Genomic DNA, 24,695 nt, shown 5'->3' with positions numbered 1-24,695 from the left:
GATGTTAAGTATAAAAAATTTGCAGGTCGCCGTTGAAGACAAAGCGATCCTGCGCGGGCTGGATCTGGAGGTTCGCCCCGGCGAAGTGCACGCCATTATGGGCCCGAACGGCTCCGGGAAAAGTACGCTCTCCGCTACGCTGGCCGGGCGTGAAGACTATGAAGTGATCGGCGGCAGCGTGGCGTTTAAAGGCAAAGATTTACTGGAACTCTCCCCTGAAGATCGCGCCGGTGAAGGCATCTTCATGGCCTTCCAGTATCCGGTGGAAATTCCCGGCGTCAGCAATCAGTTTTTCCTGCAAACCGCGCTCAACGCCGTGCGCAGCTATCGTGGCCAGGAGCAGCTTGACCGTTTTGACTTCCAGGACCTGATGGAAGACAAAATAAAGCTGCTGAAGATGCCGGAGGATCTGCTGACCCGCTCGGTTAACGTCGGCTTCTCCGGCGGCGAGAAAAAGCGCAACGATATCCTGCAGATGGCGGTGCTGGAACCGGAGCTGTGCATCCTGGACGAGTCCGATTCCGGGCTGGATATCGACGCGCTGAAGATTGTCTCTGACGGCGTCAACTCCCTGCGCGACGGCAAGCGCTCGTTTATTATCGTCACCCACTATCAGCGCATTCTCGATTATATCAAGCCGGATTACGTCCACGTGCTGTACCAGGGGCGAATCGTCAAATCCGGCGATTTTACTCTGGTCAAACAACTGGAGGAGCAGGGCTATGGCTGGCTTACCGAACAGCAGTAACGCGCTGCAGCAGTGGCACCATCTGTTTGAGTCCCAAAGCGGGCAGCGCAGCCCGCAGGCGCATCAGCACCTGCAACAGCTGCTGCGCCTGGGGTTGCCAACGCGTAAACACGAAAACTGGAAATATACCCCGCTGGACGCGCTACTGAATCAGACCTTTGTCGCCGCTCAGCCGCAGACGCTGACGGCGGCCCGGCGCGACGAACTGGCGCTAACGGTAGAGGCATGGCGGCTGGTGTTTGTTGATGGTCAGTTTAGCGCGAGCCTGAGCGACGATCTGGCCGCCAGCGGCTATGAAGTGCAGGTGGATAACGAGCGTCAGCAGCTGCCTGACGCCGTTCAGCCCGAAGTGTTTCTGCATTTGACCGAAAGCCTGGCGACCACCGTTACCCATATCCGGGTCAGGCGCAACCAGCGCCCGGATAAACCGCTGCTGATTATGCACCTGACGCGCGGGCTGGCGAGCGATGAAATGAACACCGCCCACTATCGCCACCATCTGGCGCTGGAGAGCGGCGCGCAGGCGACCATCATCGAACACTATCTGAGCCTTAACGATGAGCGCCACTTTACCGGCGCAAGGCTGACGATGACCGTGGCGGATAACGCCCACCTGCAGCATATCAAGCTGGCGTTTGAGAACGCGCAAAGCTACCACTTTGCCCATAACGACCTGGCGCTCGGGCGCGACGCCTCCGCTTTCAGCAGCAGTTTTCTGCTCGGTAGTTCGGTGCTTCGCCACCACACCAGCACGCAGTTGAAGGGGGAAAACAGCACCCTGCGGATTAACTCGCTGGCGATGCCGGTCAACGGCGAAGTCTGCGACAGTCGCACCTGGCTCGATCATCAGGTCGGGTACTGTAACAGCCGCCAGCTGCATAAAACCATCGTCAACGATAAAGGGCGGGCGGTGTTTAATGGCCTGATTAACGTCGCGCAGCATGCGATCAAAACCGACGGCCAGATGACCAACAACAACCTGCTGCTGGGCCGCTTATCCGAAGTGGATACCAAACCGCAGCTGGAGATTTACGCTGACGACGTGAAGTGCAGCCACGGCGCGACCATCGGGCGTGTTGATGACGAACAGCTGTTTTATCTGCGATCGCGCGGCATTACGCAGCAGGCGGCGCAGCAGATGATTCTTTACGCCTTTGCCGCCGAGCTCACGGAAGCGATCGACGATGAGGCGCTCAGGCAGCAGATACTGGCGCGTATTGGCCAGCGTTTGCCGGGAGGTAAGGCATGACATTTTCTGTGGAACGCGTGCGCGCGGATTTCCCGCTTCTCAATCGCGAGGTTAATGGCCAGCCGCTGGCCTACCTCGACAGCGCCGCCAGCGCGCAGAAGCCGGAAGCGGTGATTAACGCCGAGGCGGAATTTTACCGCCACGGCTATGCGGCGGTGCATCGCGGCATTCATACCCTCAGCGCGGAAGCTACGGCGAGCATGGAGCAGGTGCGCCAGCGGGCGGCGACGTTCCTCAACGCCCGCTCGGCGGAGGAACTGGTGTTTGTTCGCGGCACCACGGAAGGCATTAACCTCGTGGCGAACAGCTGGGGAAACGCCAACGTCGGCGCGGGCGACAACATCATCGTCAGCGCGATGGAGCATCACGCCAATATCGTGCCGTGGCAGATGCTGTGCGCCAGAGTCGGGGCGCAGCTGCGGGTGATCCCGCTGAACCAGGACGGTACGCTGCAGCTGGATGCGATCCCCGGCCTGTTTGACGAGCGTACCCGCCTGCTGGCCATTACCCAGGTATCGAACGTGCTGGGAACTGAAAATCCCATCGCCGCTCTGACGGCGTTGGCCCATCAGCACGGCGCCAAAATGCTGGTGGACGGCGCGCAGGCGGTGATGCACCATCCGGTGGACGTGCAGGCGCTGGAGTGCGACTTTTACGCCTTCTCCGCCCACAAGCTGTACGGTCCCACCGGCATCGGCGTGCTCTACGTCAAGCAGGACATTTTGCAGGAGATGGCGCCGTGGGAAGGGGGCGGGTCGATGATCGCCACGGTCAGCCTGACGGAAGGCACGACCTGGGCAAAAGCGCCGTGGCGCTTCGAGGCGGGAACGCCGAATACCGGCGGCATCGTCGGGCTGGGCGCGGCGCTGGATTACGTCAGCGCGCTGGGACTGACGCACATCGCGGAATATGAACAGACCCTGATGCGCTACGCGCTGCAGGCGCTGGAGAGCGTGGCGGATTTAACCCTTTACGGCCCGCAAGATCGCCTGGGAGCGATCGCCTTTAATCTCGGCAAACATCATGCTTATGATGTCGGCAGCTTCCTCGATAACTACGGTATTGCGGTGCGGACCGGGCACCACTGCGCCATGCCGCTGATGGCGTTCTACGGCGTGCCGGCCATGTGTCGGGCATCGCTGGCGATGTACAATACGACGGAGGAGGTGGACCGACTGGTAGCGGGGCTACAGCGGATCCACAAATTATTAAGCTAAAGGAAGCAACTATGGCGGCGTTACCGGACAGAGACAAACTGCTGCGCAACTTTAGCCGTTGTGCAAACTGGGAAGAGAAGTATCTCTATATTATTGAACTGGGTCAGCGCCTGGCGCCGCTGAGCCCGGAGGAACACACCGCGCAGAACATCATTCAGGGCTGCCAGAGCCAGGTGTGGATCGTGATGGCGCAGGAGCAGAGCGGCGCGATTGCGCTTCGCGGCGACAGCGATGCGGCCATCGTCAAAGGCCTTATCGCGGTGGTGTTTATCCTCTATGACCAGATGACGGCCAAAGATATCACCGCGTTTGACGTGCGTCCGTGGTTTGAAAAAATGGCCCTGACGCAGCACCTTACCCCCTCGCGGTCGCAAGGACTGGAAGCCATGATCCGCGCAATTCGCGCGAAAGCAGCAAATCTTAGCTAGAATAAAACAGTAGATTTCATTCTGTTATGCACGACGGGAGGCTCGCCTCCCGTCGTGCATAACAGGCCTGGCGTTTTATCAGCGAAAGAAGGAATCTCAGTATGAAACGCGCTTCTCTTATCACCATTGCCCTTCTGAGCGCCCTCAGCGCGTCCCACGCCGCCTGGGCCGTTGATTATCCCCTTCCTCCTGCCAACAGTCGTCTGATTGGTGAGAACCAGTTCTGGACGGTACAGGAGGGTGACCGCAACCTGCAGGCGATTGCCCGTCGTTTTGATACGGCGGCGATGCTGATCCTTGAAGCGAACGATACCATTGCGCCGGTGCAGCCTAAACCGGGTACTCAGGTGCTGATACCTTCGCAGATGCTGCTGCCGGACGTGCCGCGCGAGGGCATCGTCGTCAACCTGGCCGAGCTGCGTCTGTACTACTTCCCGCCGGGCGTCAATCAGGTGCAGGTCTATCCCCTGGGGATTGGTCAGCAGGGGCTGGAGACGCCGGAAATGACGACCCGCATAGGGCAGAAAATCCCGAACCCCACCTGGACGCCGACGGCGGGCATCCGCGCCCGTTCGCTGGAGAAAGGGATTAAACTGCCGCCGGTCGTGCCCGCAGGGCCGAATAACCCGCTAGGCCGCTATGCGCTCCGCCTGGCATACGGTAACGGTGAATATCTGATTCATGGCACCAGCGCGCCGGACAGCGTGGGTCTGCGCGTCAGCTCCGGCTGTATGCGCATGAACGCGGCGGATATCCAGTCTTTATTCAATCAGGTGAAAAGCGGGACGCCGGTACGGATTATCAACCAGCCGGTCAAGTTCGCCGTGGAGCCGGACGGTAAGCGCTATGTTGAAGTTCATCGCCCGTTGACGCCGGATGAGGCCAGCAATGCGCAGACCATGGCCTATACGCTTCCGGCGGAGTTTCATCAATTCTCGGGGATAAAGCGGTTGATGAGGCGCAGCTTAAACGCGCGCTGACCCGGCGGGCAGGATATCCGGTGGTGGTATCGGCTAGCGGAAGCACCGCGTCGAGCCTGTCGGTACAGAATAATACGCCGGTAGATGAAGCGAAAAGGGTGCAGTAGGCGGGAAAAGGTAAGGCAAAAAAAATGGCGCACAATGTGCGCCATTTTTATTACACAGATACTATTACTTGCGGTATTTAGTAGCTGCGTTGTCCAGACGCTGGTTAGCGCGAGCTGCGTCATCTTTAGCAGCCTGAACGTCGGAACGCATTGCGTTCACGTCGTTGCTCAGCTGGTCAACTTTAGCGTTCAGAGTCTGAACGTCAGAAGACAGCTGATCGATTTTAGCATTGCTGGAGCAACCAGCCAGCAGAGTAGAACCCAGGATTACCGCGCCCAGTACCAGTTTAGTACGATTCATTATTAATACCCTCTAGATTGAGTTAATCTCCATGTAGCGTTACAAGTATTACACAAACTTTTTTGTGATGAGAATATTTTTTTACCTGAATGCACTTATTTTTGATCGTTCGCTCAAAGAAGCATCGAAATCATCACGTAACTTTAAAAAGGCGAGTGAAAACAGCGCGCTTCCATCGGATTCATCTTAGATAATCTCGCATTAAATAGTAAATTCCGATTTGCATTTTTATTAATAGCGGCTAGTGCCAGAATAAAAAAAAGCGCCCCGAAGAGGCGCTTTTAAAGGAAATACTAATTAACCTGTAAATTATTACAGCACGTGCACGGAAGCGGTATTGGTGGTTCCGCTCGGGACCAACGCGCCGGAGACCATAACAACCACGTCGCCTTTACGCGCCAGGCCGCTCTGCAGCGCCAGCTCTTTACCCTGGATATAGAAGGCATCGGTAGAAGAGATATCTTCAACCAGCTGCGCCACAACGCCTTTGCTCAGCACCAGCTGACGCGCGGTCGTTTCATTGGTGGTCAGCGCCAGGATGGTGGCATCCGGGAAGTATTTACGTACGGCGCGCGCGGATTTACCGCCCTGGGTTGCCACAACGATCAGCGGCGCTTCCAGTTTTTCAGCCGTTTCAACCGCACCGCGGCAAACCGCTTCGGTGATGCGCAGCTTACGGTTGTCGTTGTTGTATTCAAGACGGCTGGTCATCACGCGGTCGGTACGCTCGCAGATGGTCGCCATGATGGTGACCGCTTCCAGCGGGTATTTACCTTTTGCGGATTCGCCGGACAGCATAACTGCGTCGGTGCCGTCGAGGATGGCGTTAGCCACGTCGCCTGCTTCCGCACGGGTCGGACGCGGGTTTTTGATCATAGAATCCAGCATCTGGGTCGCGGTGATAACGACTTTACGCGCGCGGATACATTTTTCGATCATCATCTTCTGCGCGAAGATCACTTCTTCAACCGGGATTTCAACGCCCAGGTCGCCACGCGCAACCATGATGCCGTCAGAGGCTTCGAGGATCTCGTCGAAGTTGTTCAGGCCTTCCTGGTTTTCAATTTTGGAGATGATCTGGATCTTCTCGCCGCCGTGGGCTTTCAGGTGTTCACGGATTTCAACAACGTCAGAACGCTTACGGATAAAGGAGGCCGCAACAAAGTCAACGCCCTGTTCGCAACCGAAGATCAGGTCCTGCTTGTCTTTTTCGGCCAGCGCTGGCAGAGCGATAGACACGCCCGGCAGGTTAACGCCTTTGTTCTCGCCAAGGTCGCCGTTGTTCAGTACTTTACAAACAACTTTGTTGCCTTCGATAGCGGTGACTTCCATACCGATCAGACCATCGTCAACCAGTACGGTGTTGCCGACGCTCAGGTCGCTGGTGAAACCTTCATAGGTCACCGCAACGATTTCGTTATTACCGACAACGGATTTGTCGGTGGTGAAGGTAAAGGTCTGGCCCGCTTTCAGAGAAACGTCGTTGCCGCCTTCCAGCTTAATGGTACGGATTTCCGGACCTTTGGTATCCAGAAGGATTGCCGCTTTCTTACCGGTTTTACTCATCACATTGCGCAGGTTCTGGATGCGCTGACCGTGTTCCGCGTAATCACCGTGAGAGAAGTTCAGACGCATAACGTTCATGCCAGCGTCCAGCATTTTGGTCAACATCTCTTCGGATTCGGTTTTCGGACCGATGGTGCAAACAATTTTGGTCTTTTTCATGACAGTTTAATCTTTAAGTTGTGAAGGATAGGGATGGGGAATCTGACTCCGTGGGCGCACTGCCGCAGAGTTAAACCTGTATTACGAAAGTTGCTATGCCACGCTCTAAGGATAGGTGACAACAAAAGAGCGTGCAGAAGAATGTGTGCTGGCGGTTCAGCCCATGAAAAGAGGCAACGTGTTATGCGTTTAGTCATGCAATCCAATGCGCTGAAACCATTCAATAAGAATTTGTTGGGCATTATACGTTGCCAAATCCAAAAAAGAAAATGAAAACCATGTTTCATTTCTATAGTTATATACTTAACAAAATGCAAACTAATCCTACGCTTATGCGCAACACATTTTTTCATCACCTGACAAGATAAAGAGGGCGGAAACGCGGGTTTATTCACAAGTTTGCCAGGGAAAAGCAGTCTCTGAGGCGCAAACGCGGAGCTGGTTTGATTTACTCAGGAAATATATCAATAATGATTTGATTGATAATGAAAAATTGAGAGTGAAATAGAATGGGAAACACAGCCAAAGATGAGGCGCTGTATCAGGAAATGTGCCGCGTAGTGGGCAAAGTCGTGCTGGAGATGCGCGACCTGGGTCAGGAGCCAAAGCATATCGTTATCGCCGGCGTGGTGCGTACCGCCCTGGCGAACCCGAAAATCAAACGTTCCGCGCTGACGCAGGAAGCGATGGAGAAGGTGGTCCATGCGCTTTCCGGAAACTAGCCGCCGGACGCTTCCCGCGCGCTTCAGGAAATGACAAAGCGAATAACCGCCTTGACGGCAATATCGCAGTGGTGGGCGACCATCGCTTCATCATCAATAGCCGGCATCGGATCGTCCAGGTAGAGGCTGCTGAACGTATAAAAGTTTGATACCTGGTAGAAGCTAAAGCTGCTGATCAATCGATGTACATCGCGCGCTTCCAGCCCTGCCTGAAACACCCCTTGCTGCTGCCCGCGCTGAAGAATATCTTCCAGGATCGACAGGGCGGTGCGGTTCAGCGGTTTCAGTTGACCTGAACTTTTCAGCCATTTCCCGCGCTGCATGTTTTCCATACAGATCACCCGCATATAGTCAGCGTGCGTGGCGTGATAGCGCACGCTCCACTTCACCAGCTGCACCAGCGCCTCTACCGGCGGTACGTTTTCCAGCCCGAGCTGCTGCTCGGTTTCGCGGATCCTCGCGTAGACGTGCTGCAGCACGGCCTGATAAAGCAGCTCTTTGGTCTTGAAGTAGTAGACCACCATGCGTTTGGTAGTCTGCGCTTCGGTGGCGATTTGCTCCATCCGCGCGCCCGACAGTCCATGCTCGGCGAAAACGGTAATGGCGGCGGCGAAGATCCGCTCTTTCAGAGACTGCGCTTCATCATGAGCAACGACGGACATAACGGCTCCTTTTCTTGAGATGCAAAAAATACACATATTGATCACAATTTTGCAACCAATCATGGCGCATTTGAACCAAATGATACATATTCAGGTCATTAAGTCAGCTAATGACCCGAGGACTCTATGTTGCGTTCCATCGCCACCGTCTCGATCTCCGGTACCTTACCCGAAAAGCTCCATGCCATCGCAGCGGCGGGCTATCAGGGCGTCGAAATCTTCGAAAACGATCTGCTCTATTATACCGGTACGCCGGCCGATATCCGCCACCTGGCGGCAGATTTAGGACTAAAAATCACGCTTTTTCAACCATTTCGTGATTTTGAAGGCGCCAGCCGCGCCCAGTTTGCCGCCAACATGGAACGCGCCAGGCGCAAATTTGCGCTTATGCACGAGCTGGGCTGCGACACCCTGCTGCTGTGCAGCAACGTTCAGCCGGACTGTTCCGCCGATGTCGAGCTGCAGGTCGCCGACTTACGCGCCCTTGCTGCGCTGGCGGAGCAGGAACGCATCACGATTGGCTACGAGGCGCTGGCCTGGGGCACCCACGTCAACCGCTGGCATCAGGCGTGGGCGCGGGTCAAAAGCGTCGATAGCCCGGCGCTGGGCATCGTGCTCGACAGTTTCCACGTGCTGGCGCGCGGCGATACGCTGGCGCAGCTGGCGGATGTGCCGCTGGAAAAAATCACCTTTGTACAGATGGCCGACGCGCCGCTGATGAAAATGGATATTCTCGAATGGAGCCGCCACTTCCGCTGTTTTCCCGGCCAGGGGCAGCTGCCGCTGGTGGAGTTTGCCTGCGATCTTACCCGCCGCGGCTACTGCGGCCCCTGGTCGCTGGAGATCTTTAACGACAGCTTCCGCGCATCGCCCAACGGCGCGACGGCGAAAGATGGCTATCGCTCGCTGCTGTGGCTGGAAGAGCAGGTCCGTCAGCGGCTGCCGGAAAGCCGGGCGCCGCTGTTTTCCTCCGCTGAACTGCCCCTCTACGCCGGGCTGGAGTTTATCGAGTTTGCCGCCACGCCGGCGCAGGCGGGCGAACTCGGACACAGGCTGACGCAGCTCGGCTTTGCCGAAGAGGGGACGCATCGCTCAAAACGCGTCGCCCTCTGGCGCAACGGCGGGGCGAGGGTGGTGGTTAACGCCCAGCCGCATAGCTGGGCCGATCATTTTCACCAGCGCCACGGGGTTTCCCTCTGCGCCATGGCGCTGCGCGTCAGCCAGAGCGCGGCGATCGTGGAACGCGCCCGCGCCTTAGGCTACGCCACCTGGCAGGGCGATGCCGGGCCGAACGAAAGCCCCATCCCGGCGGTTTGCGCCCCGGACGGCAGCCTTATTTATCTGATTGAGATGGGGGACGATATCTACACCCGCGATTTTCATCTGCGCGCGAACGTCACGCCGCGCGACGATTATCGGGGTATCGATCACCTGGCACTCGGCATGGAAGCGGACAGCCGCGATAACTGGATTATCTTTTTCCGCACCGTATTCGGCTTTACGCTCGAACATGAGCAGACCCTGCCCGATCCTTACGGGCTGGTGCGCAGCCTGGCGGTGCGCAGTCCGCAGGGCGACATTCGTCTCGCGCTCAATATTTCGCAAAGCCGCGCCACGCAAATTGCCCGTTCGGTAGCCTGTTATCAGGGAGCAGGTTTACAGCACGCGGCGTTTGCCTGCCACGATTTACCCTCCACGCTCGCCAGCCTGGCTCCGGTTGCGGTCAACGCGCTGCCGATCCCGGCGAACTACTATGAAGATCTGTTGGCCCGTTTTGGCGAGGATGTTCAGGTCAACCTGCTGAAGAATCATCAAATTCTTTACGATCGTGACGGAAGCGGCGGTGAATTCCTGCACCTATATACCCGCCCGTTTTCTGCCGGACGCTTTTTCTTTGAACTGACCGAGCGGCGCAACGGTTACGCACTTTATGGTGCTGTAAATGCAGCTGTACGCTTGTCAGCAATGCAGTACACCTAGTAATGTAGCAAATGGTTCACAACCCAACGTCGCAAACACAATAACAACATCCGGCTGTACCCTATGACAGGAAACGACTATGAACTCTTATAGCCATAATCACACGACGGCCGCCGCCGCGTCCGGCGCGCGGCCTTCCCGGCGGCGTATCGGTATCCTTGCGCTGCTGGCGGTCGGCACCATGATCAACTATCTCGACCGCACGGTGCTGGGGATTGCCGCGCCGCAGCTGACCGCAGAGCTGGGTATTGATGCCGCGATGATGGGCATCGTATTCTCCGCCTTTGCCTGGACCTACGCGCTGGCGCAGATCCCCGGCGGCATCTTCCTTGACCGCTTCGGTAATAAAGTCACCTATTTTCTGGCGCTGACCCTGTGGTCGCTATTCACCATGTTCCACGGCCTGGCGGTCGGCCTGAAAACCCTGCTGCTGTGCCGTTTTGGCCTCGGCGTCAGCGAAGCCCCCTGTTTCCCGGTGAACAGCCGGGTGGTGAGCGCCTGGTTCCCGCAGCAGGAGCGCGCTAAGGCGACGGCGGTCTATACCGTCGGCGAATATCTCGGGCTGGCCTGTTTTGCGCCGCTGCTGTTCTGGATAATGGGCAGCTTTGGCTGGCGCGCGCTGTTTATTAGCGTCGGCGCCGCCGGCGTGATGTTCGCGCTGGTGTGGTGGCGCTGCTATCGCGAGCCGCATGAGGATAAACACCTCAATCAGCTGGAGCGCGAGCACATCGTCAACGGCGGCGGAATGTCCACCGGCGCAGAGCAGCATACCGCCTTTAGCTGGCCGCTGATCCGCCAGCTGCTGGCGAAACGGCAGATTCTCGGCGCCAGCATCGGGCAGTTTGCCGGTAATACGGTGCTGGTCTTCTTCCTGACCTGGTTTCCAACCTATCTGGCCACCGAGCGCCATATGCCGTGGATTAAGGTCGGCTTCTTCGCCATCATGCCGTTTCTGGCGGCGGCGGGCGGCGTGATGTTCGGCGGCTGGGTCTCCGATAAGCTGCTGAAGGCCACCGGCTCGGCGAACCTCGGGCGTAAGCTGCCGATCATTGCCGGTCTGCTGATGGCGAGCACCATTATCTCCGCCAACTGGCTGACCAGCGATCTGGCGGTAATTCTGGTGATGTCGTTCGCCTTTTTTGGTCAGGGGATGGTCGGGCTGGGCTGGACGTTGATCTCCGACATCGCGCCGAAAGGCCTTGGCGGTCTGACCGGCGGCCTGTTTAACTTCTGCGCTAACCTCGCCGGGATCCTGACGCCGCTGATTATCGGTTTCATTGTTGCCGCCTCCGGCAACTTCTTTTACGCGCTGATTTATATCGGCGGCGCAGCGCTGCTGGGCGTGGCGGCTTATGTCTTTATCCTGGGCGATGTCAAGCGTATCGAACTTTCGCAGTAACGTGATGCAGTCGTTGTTAAAGGAGCAGGGAATGGTGATTAGTGGAAATACGCGGCTGATAGCGCATCTTGGCTATCCGACCGCGAAGTTTAAAGCGCCGATGATTTACAACCCGTGGTTGGTTCATCAGCAGGTTGACGCCAAAGTGGTGCCGATGGGCGTCAAGCCTGAGGATTACGCCGCCTTTGTGCCGATGCTGTTTAAGATGACCAATATTATTGGCGCGCTGGTCACCATGCCGCACAAAATCGCCACCTGCGGGCTGGTGCAGCATCTTAGCCCAACGGCGGCGATAGCGGGCGCCTGTAACGCGATCCGTCCCGAAGCCGACGGCACGCTGAGCGGCGATATGTTTGATGGCGAAGGCTTTGTCCTCGGTATCACGCGTAAAGGTTTCCAGACGCGAGGGGCGCGGGCGCTGGTGGTGGGCAGCGGCGGCGTCGGCTCGGCCATTGCCGCATCGCTGGCGGCGGCGGGCGTCAGCGCCCTGACGCTGTACGATATCTGTTCGCAGACGGCGGAAGCGCTGGCCGGGCGTCTGCTTGAGCACTATCCTCGGCTGGACATTACGCTGATGCAGCGCGATCCGCAGGGGCACGATCTGGTGGTTAACGCCACGCCGCTGGGGATGAAAGAGGGCGATCCGCTGCCGCTGGACCCGCAGCGCCTGACGCCGGGCACCTTTGTCGGTGAAGTGGTTATGGCCCAGGAGTTCACTCCGCTACTGCAGGCGGCGCAGGCGGCGGGCTGCCCCATTCAGCGCGGCACCGACATGCTGTTTGAAATGATCCCGGCCTATCTGCGCTTCTTTAACCTGCCGGTGGCGACGCCGGAACAGCTGCGCGAACTGGCGGAAATTCGCTACTGAAATGACCTGAACCTGCGTTATTATAGCGCTGTATTTATGACTATATAGCGATGGTTCTTATGACTCCCTCCCTAACGCTGCTGGCGGCGGGAAGCCTGAAAAGCGCTTTCATTCCGCTGCTGGCGCGCTTTCAGCAACAGACCGGCATCCCGGTCGAGGTCCATTTTGGTCCGGCAGGGCTGCTGCGCGAGCGCATTGAGGGCGGAGAGCCGTGCTCGGTGTTCGCCTCGGCCAATAGCCAACATCCGCAGGCGCTGCGTCAGGCCGGGCTGGCCGGGGCGTGCTATCTGTTCGCCCGGAATCAGCTGATGCTGACCGCCCGCCGCGGCGCAACAACCGAGACGCGGGAGTGGCTGGCGCTGCTCAGCGACCCGGACCTACGCCTGGCAACCTCAACGCCGGGCTGCGACCCTTCAGGCGACTACACCTGGCAGCTTTTCTCCCACATTGAAGAGCGCTGTCCCGGCGTCGGCGCCGCCATGATGGCGCGCGCGCGTCCGCTGGTAGGCGGCCGCGACTCGCTGCCGGTGCCGGCGGGAGAAATCGCCGGGGCGTGGCTGATCCGTGAAAACTTAACCGACCTGTTTATCGGCTATGCGCACTACGCCGCGCAGATGGCGGCGTGCAGCGATCTGCGCACGCAGCTTATTCCGCCGGCGTGGAATGTTCGCTGCGACTATCTGCTGGCGCAGATTGAACAGAGCGCCGGGGCGCAGCGGCTGTGCCGCTTTATCCTCGGCGCGGAGGGGCAGCGCTTACTGAAAGACGCCGGTTTTTTGCCTATCAGCGACGAATCGTAAACTGCGGAGCCAGCAGCGGCAGCGCCGACCCGGGGGGATGGACTTTGCGTACCGCTAAACCATACGCGCGCTGAAGATTCGCTTCCGTCAGTACGGCGGCTGATTCTCCCGCCAGCCATTCACCGTCGGGCAGCAGCAGCAAGGTCTGGTTCGCCACCTGCAGGGCGTGGGTCGGATCGTGCGTGGTAAACAGCACCGTCCGCTTCTGGCGATGGGCCAGGTCGCTGATGAGCTGCAGCACCAGCTGCTGATTGGCCAGATCCAGCGCCGAGCAGGGTTCATCCAGCAGGATATTCTGGCTGGCGCCCACCAGCGCCCTGGCGATAAGCACCAGCTGCTGCTGGCCGCCGGACAGCGCGCAAAACGCCTTGTCGGCCAGCGCCGCGATCCCCAGCTGCGCCAGCGCCTTCTGCACCTCACGTTCGTCTTCCGCTGTTGGCTGAGCGAACAGATTAACGTGGCGCGCCCGTCCCATCAGCACCACGTCGCGCACCTGCCAGCCAAAAGCCGGGCGAAAATGCTGCGGCACGATGGCGAGACCGCCCGCGCAGGTAAACCCACCGCCGAGCTGCGTCAGTACGCCGGTCAGGGTATCGAGCAGAGTGCTTTTGCCGCGGCCGTTAGCGCCGAGCACCGCCCAGATATCGCCGGAACGGCACTGCAGGTTCAGCGGTGCGAACAGCGGTCGGCTGTGGCCGTAGAGCAGGTCGCTTAACTGTAGGGAAAGGGTCATCAGCGCGCGCCTGTGCGTCGCGACTGCACCAGCAGCCAGGTAAACAGCGGCGCGCCAAGAAGCGCGGTGATGATTCCAATGGGGATTTCGGCCTGGATCAGCGTGCGGGCGAGGTCATCGACGACGATCATAAAACCGCCGCCGAGCCAGAAGGCGGTAGGGAGAAGACGCCGGTGGTCGGCGCCGGCCAGCAGCCGCGCCAGATGCGGGATCACCAGCCCGACCCACGCGATGCTGCCGCTGACCGCCACCTGAGCGGCGACCAGCACCGCGCAGCACACCAGCACCCCGCGACGCAGCCCGGTCACCGCAACCCCCAGACCGCGGGCATCTTTCTCCTCCAGCGCCAGCAGGTTAATCCGCCAGCGGAGCTTAAACAGCACCATCGCGGCGCAGGCTACCGGTAGCGCCATCAGCAGGACTTTGTGCCAGCTGGCGGTGGCGAAGCTGCCGAGCAGCCAGAAAACAATATTCGGCAGCGTCTCTTCGCTATCGGCCAGGTACTGCATCAGGCTCACCAGGGCGGCAAAAAAGCCGCTGAGGATAATGCCTGAGAGGATCAGCACCAGGGTGCTTTCGCGCCCCTGCAGCGCGGCTATCAGATAGACCAGCATCAGCGCGGCAAGGCCGAAGAGAAAGGTCGAGGCCATCATCAGCGCGGCGTTCAGCCCCAGCAGAATCGCCAGCGTCCCGCCGAAGGCGGAACCGGAGGTGACGCCGATGATATGCGGGTCCACCAGCGGATTCTGGAATACGCCCTGTAAGGTGGCCCCGCATAGCCCCAGCGCGCCGCCGGCCAGCAGCGCCATCACGATCCTCGGCAGCCGCACCGACCACACGACCTGGCCGGCGACGCCGTCGAGGGGAGAAAGATGCGCCAGCTGGCGAAAAACTTCCGCCAGGCTTAACGGATACTGCCCGAGGCAGAGTGAAGCGATTGCAATCACGATCGTCACCAGCGCGAGGGTACATTGCAGCAGGGCCGGATGACGATGACTACGCATCCGGCGTCCACTTCACGCGGTAGAAACGCTGATAGTACTCCCGCGCCTTCGCCTCGACATCGACGCTGTTATAGCGTGAGGGGTAGAGTTTTTTCGCCATCCACAGCTCGCCGATCGCCAGCGCCTCCGGCATCGGGTAGCCCCAGGCCTTGGCGTATTCCGGCATCAGCCACACGCGGTGATTTTTGACCGCGTCAATGCTCTGCCACTGCGGGTCGTTTTGTATCTGTTTGACCACCTCCGGGTAGCGGTCCTGTACGAAAATCACCTGCGGATCCCACTGCAGCACCTGCTCCAGCGAGACCTGGCGCGCGCCCTTTACGCTGGCGGCGGCAACGTTCAGCGCCCCGGCGTGCTTCATCATCAGGCCGGTATATTTGCCCGAGCCGTAGGTGTTGAGGTCCGGATTGGCCATATATACCCGCACCCGCTCGTTTTCCGGGATATCGGCAACCGGCGCGTTAGCCAGCCTGCGCGCGCTGAAGGTGTATTGAATCAGCGCTTCGGCCTGAGCCTGACGGCCGACCACTTCGCCAATCAGGCGGATCCCCTGTTTCAGCCCCTCGTTATAGGCCAGCTCTTCATCGGCCATCGTCGGGTTCATTTTGTTTTTCTCACCCGCGGCATCCTGGCGCAGAGAGACTGCCACCACCGGGATCCCGGCGTCCTGGATCTGCTGGATCATCGCCTGCGGCGCGTAGTTGGCAACGAACACCACCTGGGGATGCAGCGCCAGCAGGCTCTCGATATTGACCTGCGTCAGATCGCCCGGCATAGGTAGTGTCTCAATAGCCGGCATAAAGCGCGCAAACTGCGGGCCAAGCTGCTTTTTCCAGCTGCTCATGACGCCGACGACGTCGTCAGCGGCGTTAAGCTGCACCAGCAGGTTTAAGGTCTGATGCTGGAGCACCACGGCGCGGGTGACGTGGTCGGGGAGGGTGACTTCACGACCCAGCTGGTCGGTGAGGGTGCGGTCGGCAAAGGCCTGACCGGCAAACAGGCTGGCGCTTAACAGCGCCATAGCAAAGAAAACGCGCGGATGTCTGGACATGATGGGCTCAGCGGCAAAGGAAAAATCGTTGTATATTAAAATATATAACGAGTCCGGGCGCAATGGCTGACGGGCGATTTACCCCCTATGGACAAGGTTATTGATAAAACACCTCTTCATCGGACATCCGTTCTTCTATGCGGGCAGCGACCTTCTGCAGCGAGGTGAGGTACTTTTGCGCCGCCTGGTCAATGGTCATGGCTTTGGCCATATAGACCAGGTTCAGGCAGCCGATAACCCGCTGCTGGCGGCGAATGGGGACGGCAATGGAAGCGATTTTCTCCTCCTGCTGCCAGCCGCGAAAGTTTTCGCCGTAGCCGTTTTGCCGGGTGCGTGCGAGGATGGCGGCCAGTTTTTCCGGCTCGCGCGCCAGCTGATACTCCGCTTCCGGGCGGGCGGCCAGCATCTCAACAATCGGGCTTCGTTCATGTTCCGGCGCGAAGGCCAGCCAGGTTAATCCCGAAGCGGTCAGCAGCAGCGGCAGGCGGCGGCCGACCATCGCCCGGTGGAAGGAGAGGCGGCTGAAGCGGTGGGTGGTTTCGCGCACCACCATCGCATCGACGTCCAGGGTGGTGATGTCTGTCGGCCATAAAACCTCGCGCAGCAGCTCGCCAAGCAGCGGCGTGGCGAGGGCAGAAATCCAATGTTCGTCACGAAATCCCTCACTTAACTGACGCACTTTAATCGTCAGGCGAAAGCTGTCATCGGAGCGGCTGCGGCGCACGTAACCCTCGTCCTGCAGCGTTTCCAGCAGCCGCCTGACGGTCGTGCGATGCAGGCCGCTAAACTCGGCCAGGGTGCCGACCGTCGCGCCTCCGTCGAATTTATTTAACAAATTTAATAACAATAATCCGCGGCTCAATCCGCGCACCGTTTTGTAATCTGCCGAAGCGTTTTCGTTCATGCGTCCTCAATAAAAATCATTATAAACAATCATGTGCACCTGGTGCTCATCCGGTAATGTTTTGATTGTAGCGCAAATCACCGACCCTATACTGACCTCACAATAAAAATAAATTCACATTTAGTTAACAAATTGCCCTGCTGAAGGTTGTGCGGTGACGGCAATTTGTCCGAAGCGTGAGGTTTTGAAAATGACAACATCCAATCCTGATATCCAACCCGCGGTACAGCACAGCGCGCAGGTCGCTATTGCCGGCGCCGGTCCGGTTGGCCTGACCATCGCCAACTACCTCGGGCAGATGGGCGTCAGCGTCGTGCTGATTGAGAAGCTCGAGTCGCTGATCGATTATCCCCGCGCCATCGGTATCGACGATGAGGCGCTGCGGGCGATGCAGGCGGTGGGGCTGGTCGACAACGTGCTGCCGCATACTACGCCGTGGCACGCGATGCGCTTTCTCACCCCGAAAGGGCGCTGCTTTGCCGATATTCAGCCAATGACCGACGAGTTTGGCTGGTCGCGCCGCAATGCGTTTATTCAGCCGCAGGTGGACGCGGTGCTGTACGACGGCCTCAGCCGTTTCCCCCACGTGCGCTGCCTGTTTTCCCGCGAAGTAGAGGCCTTTAGCCAGAATAGTGACGGTGTCACCCTGAACGTCAAAGGCAGCGACGGCGAGCGGGAAACCGTGCGCGCCGACTGGCTGGTGGCCTGCGACGGCGGAGCCAGCTTCATTCGTCGCGCGCTGAATATTCCCTTCGAAGGCAAAACCGCGCCGAATCAATGGATTGTTATTGATATCGCCAACGATCCGCTGGCGACGCCGCACGTCTACCTGTGCTGCGACCCGGTGCGCCCGTACGTCTCCGCCGCGCTGCCGCACGGGGTACGGCGTTTCGAATTTATGGTCATGCCCGGCGAAACCGAAGCCCAGCTCAGCGAGCCGCGCAAGATGCGCCAGCTATTGAGCAAGGTGCTGCCGGACCCGGATAACGTCGAGCTGATTCGCCAGCGCGTCTACACCCACAACGCGCGCATCGCCGAACGCTTTCGCGTCGATCGCGTACTGCTGGCGGGCGACGCGGCGCACATCATGCCGGTGTGGCAGGGGCAGGGCTACAACAGCGGTATGCGCGACGCCTTTAACCTGGCCTGGAAGCTGGCGCTGGTGGTGAACGGCAAAGCCGGAGAGGCGCTGCTGGACAGCTACCAGCAGGAGCGGCGCGATCACGCCAAAGCGATGATCGACCTGTCGGTCACCGCCGGCAACGTCCTGGCGCCGCCGAAACGCTGGCACGGCGCGGTGCGCGACGGCGTTTCGTGGCTGCTCAACTATCTGCCGCCGGTTAAACGCTACTTCCTTGAAATGCGTTTCAAGCCGATGCCGCAGTATCGCGACGGCGCGCTGCTGGCGGAAGGCGAAAGCAAAACGTCCCCGGTCGGCAAAATGTTTATCCAGCCGAAGGTGACGCTGGAAAACGGGCAGGTGACGCTGCTCGATGAGGTGATTGGCGCCAGATTCGCCATTATCGCCTGGGGCTGTAATCCGCAGTGGGGGCTCAACGATGAGCAAATTGCCCGCTGGCGCGCGGTCGGGGTGCGCTTTATCCAGGTGGTGCCGGAGGTGCAGATTCATTGCGATCAGGACAACGTGCCCGGCGTTATCCGCGTCGGCGATACGCAAAACCGCCTGAAAAGCTGGTTCGCGCAGCACGATACCGCCATTGCCGTGGTGCGTCCGGACCGCTTCGTCGCCACCGTGGCCATCCCGCAAACCCTGAGCAAAAAGCTCGACGCGCTGGCGAGCAAGATGCAGCTGGCTTCCGCGCAGGCGGCAACAACGATTGAACAGGTGGCCTGATATGAACGCGTATCTTCATTGCCTCTCCCATACCCCGCTGGTGGGCTACGTTGACCCGGAACAGGCGGTACTGGACGAAGTGAACGGCACTATCGCCGACGCGCGGGCGCGCATTGCCGCCTTCGACCCGGAGCTGGTGGTGCTGTTTGCTCCCGATCACTACAACGGCTTTTTCTACGATGTGATGCCGCCGTTCTGTTTAGGCATCGGGGCGACCGCTATCGGCGACTTCAGCAGCGCCAGCGGCGTTCTGCCGGTGCCGACGGCGCTGGCGGAGGCCTGCGCCCACGCGGTGATGAAAGAGGGCATCGATCTGGCGGTCTCCTACTGCATGCAGGTGGATCACGGCTTTGCGCAACCGCTGGAGTTCCTGCTCGGCGGGCTGGATACCCTGCCGGTTCTGCCGGTGTTTATCAACGGCGTGGCGTCGCCGCTGCCGGGCTTTCAGCGCACCCGCATGCTGGGCGAAGCCATTGGCCGCTTCCTGACCACCCTCAATAAACGGGTATTAATCCTTGGCTCCGGCGGCCTGTCGCATCAGCCGCCGGTACCGGAGCTGGCGAAGGCCGATGCCCATATGCGCGACCGGCTGCTGGGCAGCGGCAGGCAGCTGCCGCCGGACGAGCGTGAACTGCGCCAGCAGCGGGTCATTAGCGCGGCGAAGCAGTTTATCGAGGACCAGAACTCGCTCTATCCGCTCAACCCCGTCTGGGATACCCGCTTTATGAGCCTGCTGGAGCAGGGGCGGCTGGCGGAGCTGGATGCCGTCAGTAACGAAGAGCTGTCGGCAATGGCCGGGAAATCGACGCACGAAATTAAAGCCTGGGTGGCCGCCTTTGCCGCGCTATCCGCATTTGGCCGCTGGCGCTGCGAAGGCCGCTATTACCGACCAATCCCCGAGTGGATTGCCGGATTTGGCTCGCTGAGCGCCGCCGCGCAGAACTGAATTAACGGGAGAATATGATGAGCTACCAACCGCAAACCGAAGCCGCCACCAGCCGTTTCCTCAACGTGGAAGAGGGCGGAGAAACATTACGCATCCATTTTAATGACTGCGGCGAGGGCGACGAAACCGTGGTCCTGCTGCACGGCTCCGGCCCCGGGGCTACCGGCTGGGCCAACTTTAACCGCAATATCGACCCGCTGGTCGAGGCGGGCTACCGGGTCATTCTGCTGGACTGCCCCGGCTGGGGAAAAAGCGATTCTATCGTCAACCGCGGCTCCCGTTCCGACCTGAACGCCAGGGTGCTGAAAAGCGTGATTGACCAGCTGGATATCAGCAAAGTGCATCTGCTGGGCAATTCGATGGGCGGACACAGCGCGGTGGCCTTTACCCTCAGCTGGCCGGAGCGCGTCGGCAAACTGGTGCTGATGGGCGGCGGAACCGGCGGTATGAGCCTGTTTACGCCGATGCCGACGGAAGGCATCAAGCTGCTGAACGGCCTGTACCGTGAGCCGACCATCGAAAACCTGAAAAAGATGATGAACATCTTTGTCTTCGATACCCGCGATTTGACCGACGCGCTGTTTGAAGCGCGCCTCAATAATATGCTGTCGCGCCGGGAGCATCTGGATAATTTCGTCCAAAGCCTGGAAGCGAACCCGAAGCAGTTCCCGGATTTTAGCCCGCGTCTCGGCGAAATCCGCGCGCAGACCCTGATCGTCTGGGGGCGTAACGATCGCTTTGTACCGATGGACGCCGGGCTGCGCCTGCTGGCGGGCATTAACGGTTCCGAACTGCATATCTATCGCGACTGCGGTCACTGGGCGCAGTGGGAGCACGCGGAGAGCTTTAACCAGCTGGTGCTCGATTTTCTGGCGCGTACCTGAGGAGTGCTGATGACAACCTTATCTCTTGAACAACTAGCGCAGCGTCTGCGTGAGGCGGAAAGCCGCGGCCAGGCGATTGAACCGCTGCGCGATGCGCTCGGCGTTGACAACGCGGAAGCGGCCTACGCCATCCAGCGGATGAACGTGCAGCACCACGTGGCGAACGGCCGCCGGGTGGCGGGACGCAAGGTGGGGCTGACCCATCCTAAAGTGCAGCAGCAGCTGGGCGTTGACCAGCCGGACTTCGGCACCTTGTTTGCCGACATGTGCTACGGCGATAACGCCGATGTGCCGTTCTCCCGGGTGCTGCAGCCGAAAGTGGAGGCCGAAATCGCCCTGGTGCTGAAACGCGATCTGCCGCATGCCGATACCACCTTTGATGAACTGTACGCCGCCATCGACTGGGTGCTTCCCGCGCTGGAGGTGGTCGGCAGCCGTATTCGCGACTGGTCGATTGGCTTTGTCGATACGGTCGCCGATAACGCCTCCTGCGGCGTTTACGTGCTGGGTAGCCCGGCGCGGCGCCCGGATGGGCTGGATCTGAAAAACTGCGCGATGCGCATGACCCGTAACGAGGAAGAGGTCTCCAGCGGGCGCGGCAGCGAATGTCTTGGCCATCCGCTGAACGCGGCGGTGTGGCTGGCGCGCAAAATGGCCAGCCTCGGCGAGCCGCTGCGGGCGGGGGATATCGTGCTGACCGGGGCGTTAGGCCCGATGGTGGCGATTACCGCCGGCGATCGTTTTGCCGCCCATATCGACGGTTTAGGTTCAGTGGCGGCGACCTTTGTCGCCAAAGAGGAAGAGAGTGATGAGTAAACGTAAAGTCGCCATTATCGGCTCCGGCAATATCGGCACCGATTTAATGATCAAAATTCTGCGCCACGGGCAGCACCTGGAGATGGCGGTAATGGTCGGCATCGACCCTGAGTCCGACGGCCTGGCCCGCGCCCGGCGCATGGGCGTCGCCACCACGCACGAGGGCGTTGGCGGCCTGATGCAGATGGCGGAATTCGCCGATATCGATGTGGTTTTTGACGCCACCAGCGCCGGAGCGCACGTGAAAAACGACGCCGCGCTGCGGGAAGCCAGGCCGGGGATCCGGGTGATCGACCTGACCCCGGCGGCCATCGGCCCGTACTGCGTGCCGGTGGTCAATCTTGAGGCCAATCTGGCCGAAGGCAACGTCAATATGGTGACCTGCGGCGGCCAGGCCACCATCCCGATGGTGGCGGCGGTCTCTCGGGTGGCAAAAGTGCACTATGCGGAGATCGTCGCCTCAATTGCCAGCAAATCCGCCGGGCCGGGGACGCGCGCCAACATTGATGAATTTACCGAAACCACCTCGCAGGCCATTGAGAAAGTGGGCGGCGCGGCGAAAGGCAAAGCGATTATCGTGCTGAATCCGGCGGAGCCGCCGCTGATGATGCGCGACACCGTTTATGTCCTGAGCGAAGCGGCATCGCAGCAGGCGATTGCCGCGTCGATCGCCGAGATGGCGGCGGCGGTGCAGGCCTACGTGCCGGGATATCGCCTGAAGCAGCAGGTGCAGTTTGAGGTCATCCCGGAAGATAAACCGGTAAACCTGCCGGGCGTCGGCCGCTTCTCGGGCCTGAAAACGGCGGTTTATCTCGAGGTCGAAGGGGCGGCGCACTATCTGCCAGCCTACGCGGGTAACCTCGATATTATGACGTCGGCGGCGCTGGAGACGGCGGAAAAAATGGTCCAGGCGATGAACGACGCGGCGGGAGAAGCAGCATGAACGGCAAAAAACTCTATATCTCAGACGTGACCCTGCGCGACGGGATGCACGCGATTCGTCATCAATACTCGCTCGACAATGTGCGCCAGATTGCCCGGGCGCTGGATTGCGCGGGCGTCGATTCGATAGAGGTGGCCCACGGCGACGGTCTGCAGGGTTCCAGCTTTAACTACGGCTTCGGCGCGTACAGCGACCTGCAGTGGATTGAGGCGGCGGCGGAGTCGGTCAGCCAGGCGAAGATCGCCACTTTATTGCTACCCGGCATTGGCACTCTGCACGACCTGAAAAACGCGTATCAGGCCGGGGCGCGGGTGGTGCGCGTGGCGACCCACTGCACCGAGGCGGATGTTTCCGCGCAGCATATCGCCTTCGCCCGCGAGCTGGGCATGGACACCGTCGGCTTCCTGATGATGAGCCATATGACCTCCCCGGAACAGCTGGCGCAGCAGGCGCTGAAGATGGAATCCTACGGCGCCACCTGTATTTACGTGGTGGATTCCGGCGGGGCGATGAACATGAACGATATTCGCGATCGCTTCCGCGCCCTCAAGGCGGTGCTGAAGCCGGAAACCGCCACCGGGATGCACGCGCACCATAACCTCAGTCTCGGCGTGGCCAACTCCATCGCCGCGGTGGAAGAGGGCTGCGACCGTATCGATGCCAGCCTGGCGGGGATGGGGGCTGGGGCGGGCAACGCGCCGCTGGAGGTGTTTATCGCCGCCGCCGATAAGCTCGGCTGGAATCACGGTACCGATCTGTATGCTCTGATGAACGCCGCCGATGAGCTGGTGCGCCCGCTGCAGGATCGCCCGGTGCGGGTTGACCGCGAAACGCTGGCGCTGGGCTATGCCGGGGTTTACTCCAGCTTTCTGCGCCACAGCGAAGCGGCCGCCGGGCGCTACGGCCTGAGCGCGGTGGATATCCTCGTCGAGCTCGGCAAGCGGCGGATGGTGGGCGGTCAGGAGGATATGATCGTCGACGTCGCGCTGGATCTGCTTAACCGCAGCAAATAAAAGCAACGCGCGGCTGGCAACGTATCAGCCGCCATTCACCTGCTCCGCTTGTCCGGATATCGCAAAGGTACCCTATGACCCAAACAACGACTGCAAGCAATTCGCGCCTGATGTTAACCGTCGGGCTCTGTTTTATGGTGGCCCTGATGGAAGGGCTGGATCTGCAGGCGGCAGGCATCGCCGCCGTAGGCATGGCGCAGGCGTTCGCGCTGGATAAAATGCAGATGGGCTGGATTTTCAGCGCCGGGATCCTCGGCCTGCTGCCCGGCGCGCTGGTGGGCGGCATGCTGGCGGATCGCTATGGCCGCAAGCGAATTCTGCTGGGCTCGGTGCTGCTCTTTGGCCTGTTCTCAATCGCTACCGCGCTGGCGTGGAATTATCCCACGCTGCTGCTGGCCCGGCTGCTGACCGGCGTCGGCCTGGGCGCGGCGCTGCCGAATCTGATTGCCTTAACCTCCGAGGCCGCCGGCCCCAGCTTTCGCGGAAGGGCGGTCAGCCTGATGTACTGCGGCGTCCCCATCGGCGCGGCGCTGGCGGCGGCGCTGGGCTTTTTCGGCCTTGCCGCGGCCTGGCAAACGGTGTTCTGGATCGGCGGTATCGTTCCGCTGCTGCTGGTGCCGCTGCTGCTGCGCTGGCTGCCGGAATCGCCGGTGTTTCAGCGCAGCGCGCGGGGCGTGCCGCTGCGCACGCTCCTCGCGCCGGGCAACGCTACCGCCACGCTGCTGCTGTGGCTGTGCTATTTTTTCACGCTGCTGGTGGTCTATATGCTGATCAACTGGCTGCCGATGCTGTTAGTCGGCCAGGGGTTCAGCCCCAGCGAGGCGGCGGGGGTGATGTTTGTCCTGCAGTTCGGCGCCGCCTGCGGCACGCTGCTGCTGGGGGCGCTGATGGATAAGCTCAGCCCGCTGTGGATGTCGCTGCTGATCTATACCGGCATGCTGGCGTCGCTGCTGGCGCTGGGGACCGCGTCCTCGCTGACCGCAATGCTCTTCTCCGGCTTTGTCGCCGGACTGTTTGCCACCGGCGGCCAGAGCGTGCTTTACGCGCTGGCTCCGCTGTTCTATCGCACCGAAATCCGCGCCACCGGCGTAGGGACGGCGGTGGCGATTGGCCGTCTCGGCGCGATGAGCGGTCCGCTGCTGGCGGGCAAAATGCTGGCGCTGGGCACCGGCACCGTCGGGGTGATGGCCGCGTCCGCTCCCGGCATTCTGCTGGCGGGCGCGGCGGTGTTCTGGCTGATGAGCCGACAAAAGCGCACGGCGCTGGCCTGAGCATTTTCGCTGATTCCCGGGGGCGGCGCGGTAAAGCCGCGCCTTGCCCGGGAATCCGCCTTGCGCATCTCTCTACTTTGGCATAGGTT

General features: G+C 60.2%; 24 protein-coding genes and 1 pseudogene. 17 read left to right on the top strand and 8 right to left on the bottom strand.

Annotation, left to right across the window (positions count from 1 at the left end; translation table 11 throughout):
* Position 1 precedes the first annotated feature (1 nt).
* The 5 genes and pseudogenes from sufC (at position 2) to ldtE (ending at position 4,729) form a co-directional block, all read left to right on the top strand.
* Positions 2–748, top strand: coding sequence for a Fe-S cluster assembly ATPase SufC (gene sufC / locus CDA56_RS08020; RefSeq protein ID WP_064375355.1), 747 nt, complete (start codon positions 2–4; stop codon positions 746–748).
* Positions 723–1,997: a Fe-S cluster assembly protein SufD gene (gene sufD / locus CDA56_RS08015; RefSeq protein ID WP_064378112.1), complete on the top strand. Its 1,275-nt coding sequence runs from the start codon at positions 723–725 to the stop codon at positions 1,995–1,997. The genes sufC and sufD overlap by 26 nt, the downstream gene beginning before the upstream one ends.
* On the top strand, positions 1,994–3,214 hold the full coding sequence (gene sufS, locus CDA56_RS08010) for a cysteine desulfurase SufS (protein ID WP_102803446.1): 1,221 nt from the start codon (positions 1,994–1,996) through the stop codon (positions 3,212–3,214). The genes sufD and sufS overlap by 4 nt, the downstream gene beginning before the upstream one ends.
* A gap of 11 nt (positions 3,215–3,225) precedes the next feature.
* Complete coding sequence (sufE, locus tag CDA56_RS08005; RefSeq protein ID WP_049082322.1) at positions 3,226–3,642, top strand: cysteine desulfuration protein SufE; 417 nt, start codon at positions 3,226–3,228, stop codon at positions 3,640–3,642.
* A gap of 101 nt (positions 3,643–3,743) precedes the next feature.
* Positions 3,744–4,729: pseudogene (ldtE, locus tag CDA56_RS08000) on the top strand (L,D-transpeptidase LdtE).
* 64 nt (positions 4,730–4,793) lie between these two features.
* Here the strand turns inward: ldtE and lpp are convergent.
* The 3 genes from lpp to ynhH form a co-directional block, all read right to left on the bottom strand.
* Positions 4,794–5,030, bottom strand: a complete 237-nt coding sequence (gene lpp, locus CDA56_RS07995) for a murein lipoprotein Lpp (RefSeq protein ID WP_003029373.1) — start codon at positions 5,028–5,030, stop codon at positions 4,794–4,796.
* Positions 5,031–5,342: 312 nt separating this feature from the next.
* Positions 5,343–6,755: a pyruvate kinase PykF gene (gene pykF / locus CDA56_RS07990; protein WP_004119183.1), complete on the bottom strand. Its 1,413-nt coding sequence runs from the start codon at positions 6,753–6,755 to the stop codon at positions 5,343–5,345.
* A complete protein-coding gene (ynhH, locus tag CDA56_RS31660; RefSeq protein ID WP_418772212.1) occupies positions 6,752–6,952 on the bottom strand; it encodes a protein YnhH in 201 nt (66 codons plus the stop codon). The genes pykF and ynhH overlap by 4 nt, the downstream gene beginning before the upstream one ends.
* A 312-nt stretch (positions 6,953–7,264) precedes the next feature.
* Here ynhH and fumD point away from each other — a divergent pair, with 312 nt between their 5' ends.
* Positions 7,265–7,477 carry a fumarate hydratase FumD gene (gene fumD / locus CDA56_RS07985; RefSeq protein ID WP_004851729.1) on the top strand — a complete coding sequence of 71 codons (213 nt, stop codon included), beginning with the start codon at positions 7,265–7,267 and terminating at the stop codon, positions 7,475–7,477.
* Between the two features lie 23 nt (positions 7,478–7,500).
* Here fumD and CDA56_RS07980 read toward each other — a convergent pair whose 3' ends face one another.
* A complete protein-coding gene (locus CDA56_RS07980; RefSeq protein WP_014229708.1) occupies positions 7,501–8,139 on the bottom strand; it encodes a TetR/AcrR family transcriptional regulator in 639 nt (212 codons plus the stop codon).
* Positions 8,140–8,265: 126 nt separating this feature from the next.
* Here CDA56_RS07980 and CDA56_RS07975 point away from each other — a divergent pair, with 126 nt between their 5' ends.
* From CDA56_RS07975 to CDA56_RS07960, 4 genes are all read left to right on the top strand, one after another.
* Positions 8,266–10,119 (top strand): bifunctional sugar phosphate isomerase/epimerase/4-hydroxyphenylpyruvate dioxygenase family protein, encoded by a 1,854-nt coding sequence (locus CDA56_RS07975; RefSeq protein ID WP_038424636.1) that lies wholly within the window; start codon positions 8,266–8,268, stop codon positions 10,117–10,119.
* 79 nt (positions 10,120–10,198) lie between these two features.
* Positions 10,199–11,518: an MFS transporter gene (locus tag CDA56_RS07970; RefSeq protein WP_004851724.1), complete on the top strand. Its 1,320-nt coding sequence runs from the start codon at positions 10,199–10,201 to the stop codon at positions 11,516–11,518.
* Positions 11,519–11,549: 31 nt separating this feature from the next.
* Positions 11,550–12,386, top strand: a complete 837-nt coding sequence (locus tag CDA56_RS07965) for a shikimate dehydrogenase family protein (protein ID WP_077254493.1) — start codon at positions 11,550–11,552, stop codon at positions 12,384–12,386.
* A 59-nt stretch (positions 12,387–12,445) separates the two neighbouring features.
* Positions 12,446–13,186, top strand: a complete 741-nt coding sequence (locus CDA56_RS07960) for a substrate-binding domain-containing protein (RefSeq protein WP_102803445.1) — start codon at positions 12,446–12,448, stop codon at positions 13,184–13,186.
* On the opposite strand, the gene CDA56_RS07955 is transcribed toward CDA56_RS07960, so the two are convergent.
* The 4 genes from CDA56_RS07955 to CDA56_RS07940 all read right to left on the bottom strand — a co-directional run bounded on the left by CDA56_RS07955 (position 13,170) and on the right by CDA56_RS07940 (position 16,878).
* Positions 13,170–13,919, bottom strand: a complete 750-nt coding sequence (locus CDA56_RS07955) for an ABC transporter ATP-binding protein (RefSeq protein WP_025108205.1) — start codon at positions 13,917–13,919, stop codon at positions 13,170–13,172. The genes CDA56_RS07960 and CDA56_RS07955 overlap by 17 nt on opposite strands.
* The gene (locus CDA56_RS07950) at positions 13,919–14,923 is read right to left on the bottom strand and encodes a FecCD family ABC transporter permease (RefSeq protein ID WP_014229702.1); all 1,005 of its coding nucleotides are present in this window, start codon (positions 14,921–14,923) and stop codon (positions 13,919–13,921) included. The genes CDA56_RS07955 and CDA56_RS07950 overlap by 1 nt, the downstream gene beginning before the upstream one ends.
* On the bottom strand, positions 14,916–15,974 hold the full coding sequence (locus CDA56_RS07945; RefSeq protein WP_032720596.1) for an ABC transporter substrate-binding protein: 1,059 nt from the start codon (positions 15,972–15,974) through the stop codon (positions 14,916–14,918). Before CDA56_RS07945 ends, CDA56_RS07950 begins: the two co-directional genes overlap by 8 nt.
* 97 nt (positions 15,975–16,071) lie before the next feature.
* Positions 16,072–16,878: a DNA-binding transcriptional regulator gene (locus tag CDA56_RS07940; protein WP_102803444.1), complete on the bottom strand. Its 807-nt coding sequence runs from the start codon at positions 16,876–16,878 to the stop codon at positions 16,072–16,074.
* 190 nt (positions 16,879–17,068) lie between these two features.
* On the opposite strand from CDA56_RS07940, the gene CDA56_RS07935 reads away from it, so the two are divergent.
* The 7 genes from CDA56_RS07935 (at position 17,069) to mhpT (ending at position 24,606) form a co-directional block, all read left to right on the top strand.
* Positions 17,069–18,733 (top strand): bifunctional 3-(3-hydroxy-phenyl)propionate/3-hydroxycinnamic acid hydroxylase, encoded by a 1,665-nt coding sequence (locus CDA56_RS07935; RefSeq protein ID WP_102803443.1) that lies wholly within the window; start codon positions 17,069–17,071, stop codon positions 18,731–18,733.
* A gap of 1 nt (position 18,734) precedes the next feature.
* Positions 18,735–19,679 (top strand): 2,3-dihydroxyphenylpropionate/2,3-dihydroxicinnamic acid 1,2-dioxygenase, encoded by a 945-nt coding sequence (gene mhpB / locus CDA56_RS07930; RefSeq protein WP_102803442.1) that lies wholly within the window; start codon positions 18,735–18,737, stop codon positions 19,677–19,679.
* A 17-nt stretch (positions 19,680–19,696) separates the two neighbouring features.
* Positions 19,697–20,563, top strand: coding sequence for a 2-hydroxy-6-oxonona-2,4-dienedioate hydrolase (mhpC, locus tag CDA56_RS07925; RefSeq protein ID WP_102803441.1), 867 nt, complete (start codon positions 19,697–19,699; stop codon positions 20,561–20,563).
* Between the two features lie 9 nt (positions 20,564–20,572).
* Positions 20,573–21,379: a 2-keto-4-pentenoate hydratase gene (gene mhpD, locus CDA56_RS07920; protein ID WP_004851704.1), complete on the top strand. Its 807-nt coding sequence runs from the start codon at positions 20,573–20,575 to the stop codon at positions 21,377–21,379.
* Positions 21,372–22,322: an acetaldehyde dehydrogenase gene (gene mhpF, locus CDA56_RS07915; protein WP_102803440.1), complete on the top strand. Its 951-nt coding sequence runs from the start codon at positions 21,372–21,374 to the stop codon at positions 22,320–22,322. Before mhpD ends, mhpF begins: the two co-directional genes overlap by 8 nt.
* Entirely contained in the window at positions 22,319–23,335 is a 1,017-nt protein-coding gene (gene mhpE, locus CDA56_RS07910) for a 4-hydroxy-2-oxovalerate aldolase (protein WP_004851699.1), read from the top strand. Before mhpF ends, mhpE begins: the two co-directional genes overlap by 4 nt.
* Positions 23,336–23,409: 74 nt before the next feature.
* Positions 23,410–24,606, top strand: a complete 1,197-nt coding sequence (mhpT, locus tag CDA56_RS07905) for a 3-(3-hydroxy-phenyl)propionate transporter MhpT (protein WP_104011303.1) — start codon at positions 23,410–23,412, stop codon at positions 24,604–24,606.
* Positions 24,607–24,695: the final 89 nt, after the last annotated feature.

Source organism: Klebsiella michiganensis, assembly GCF_002925905.1.
Classification (GTDB): domain Bacteria; phylum Pseudomonadota; class Gammaproteobacteria; order Enterobacterales; family Enterobacteriaceae; genus Klebsiella; species Klebsiella michiganensis.
The sequence above is the reverse complement of the archived record's forward strand: the minus strand, read 5'-3'. Positions and strand labels throughout refer to the sequence as shown.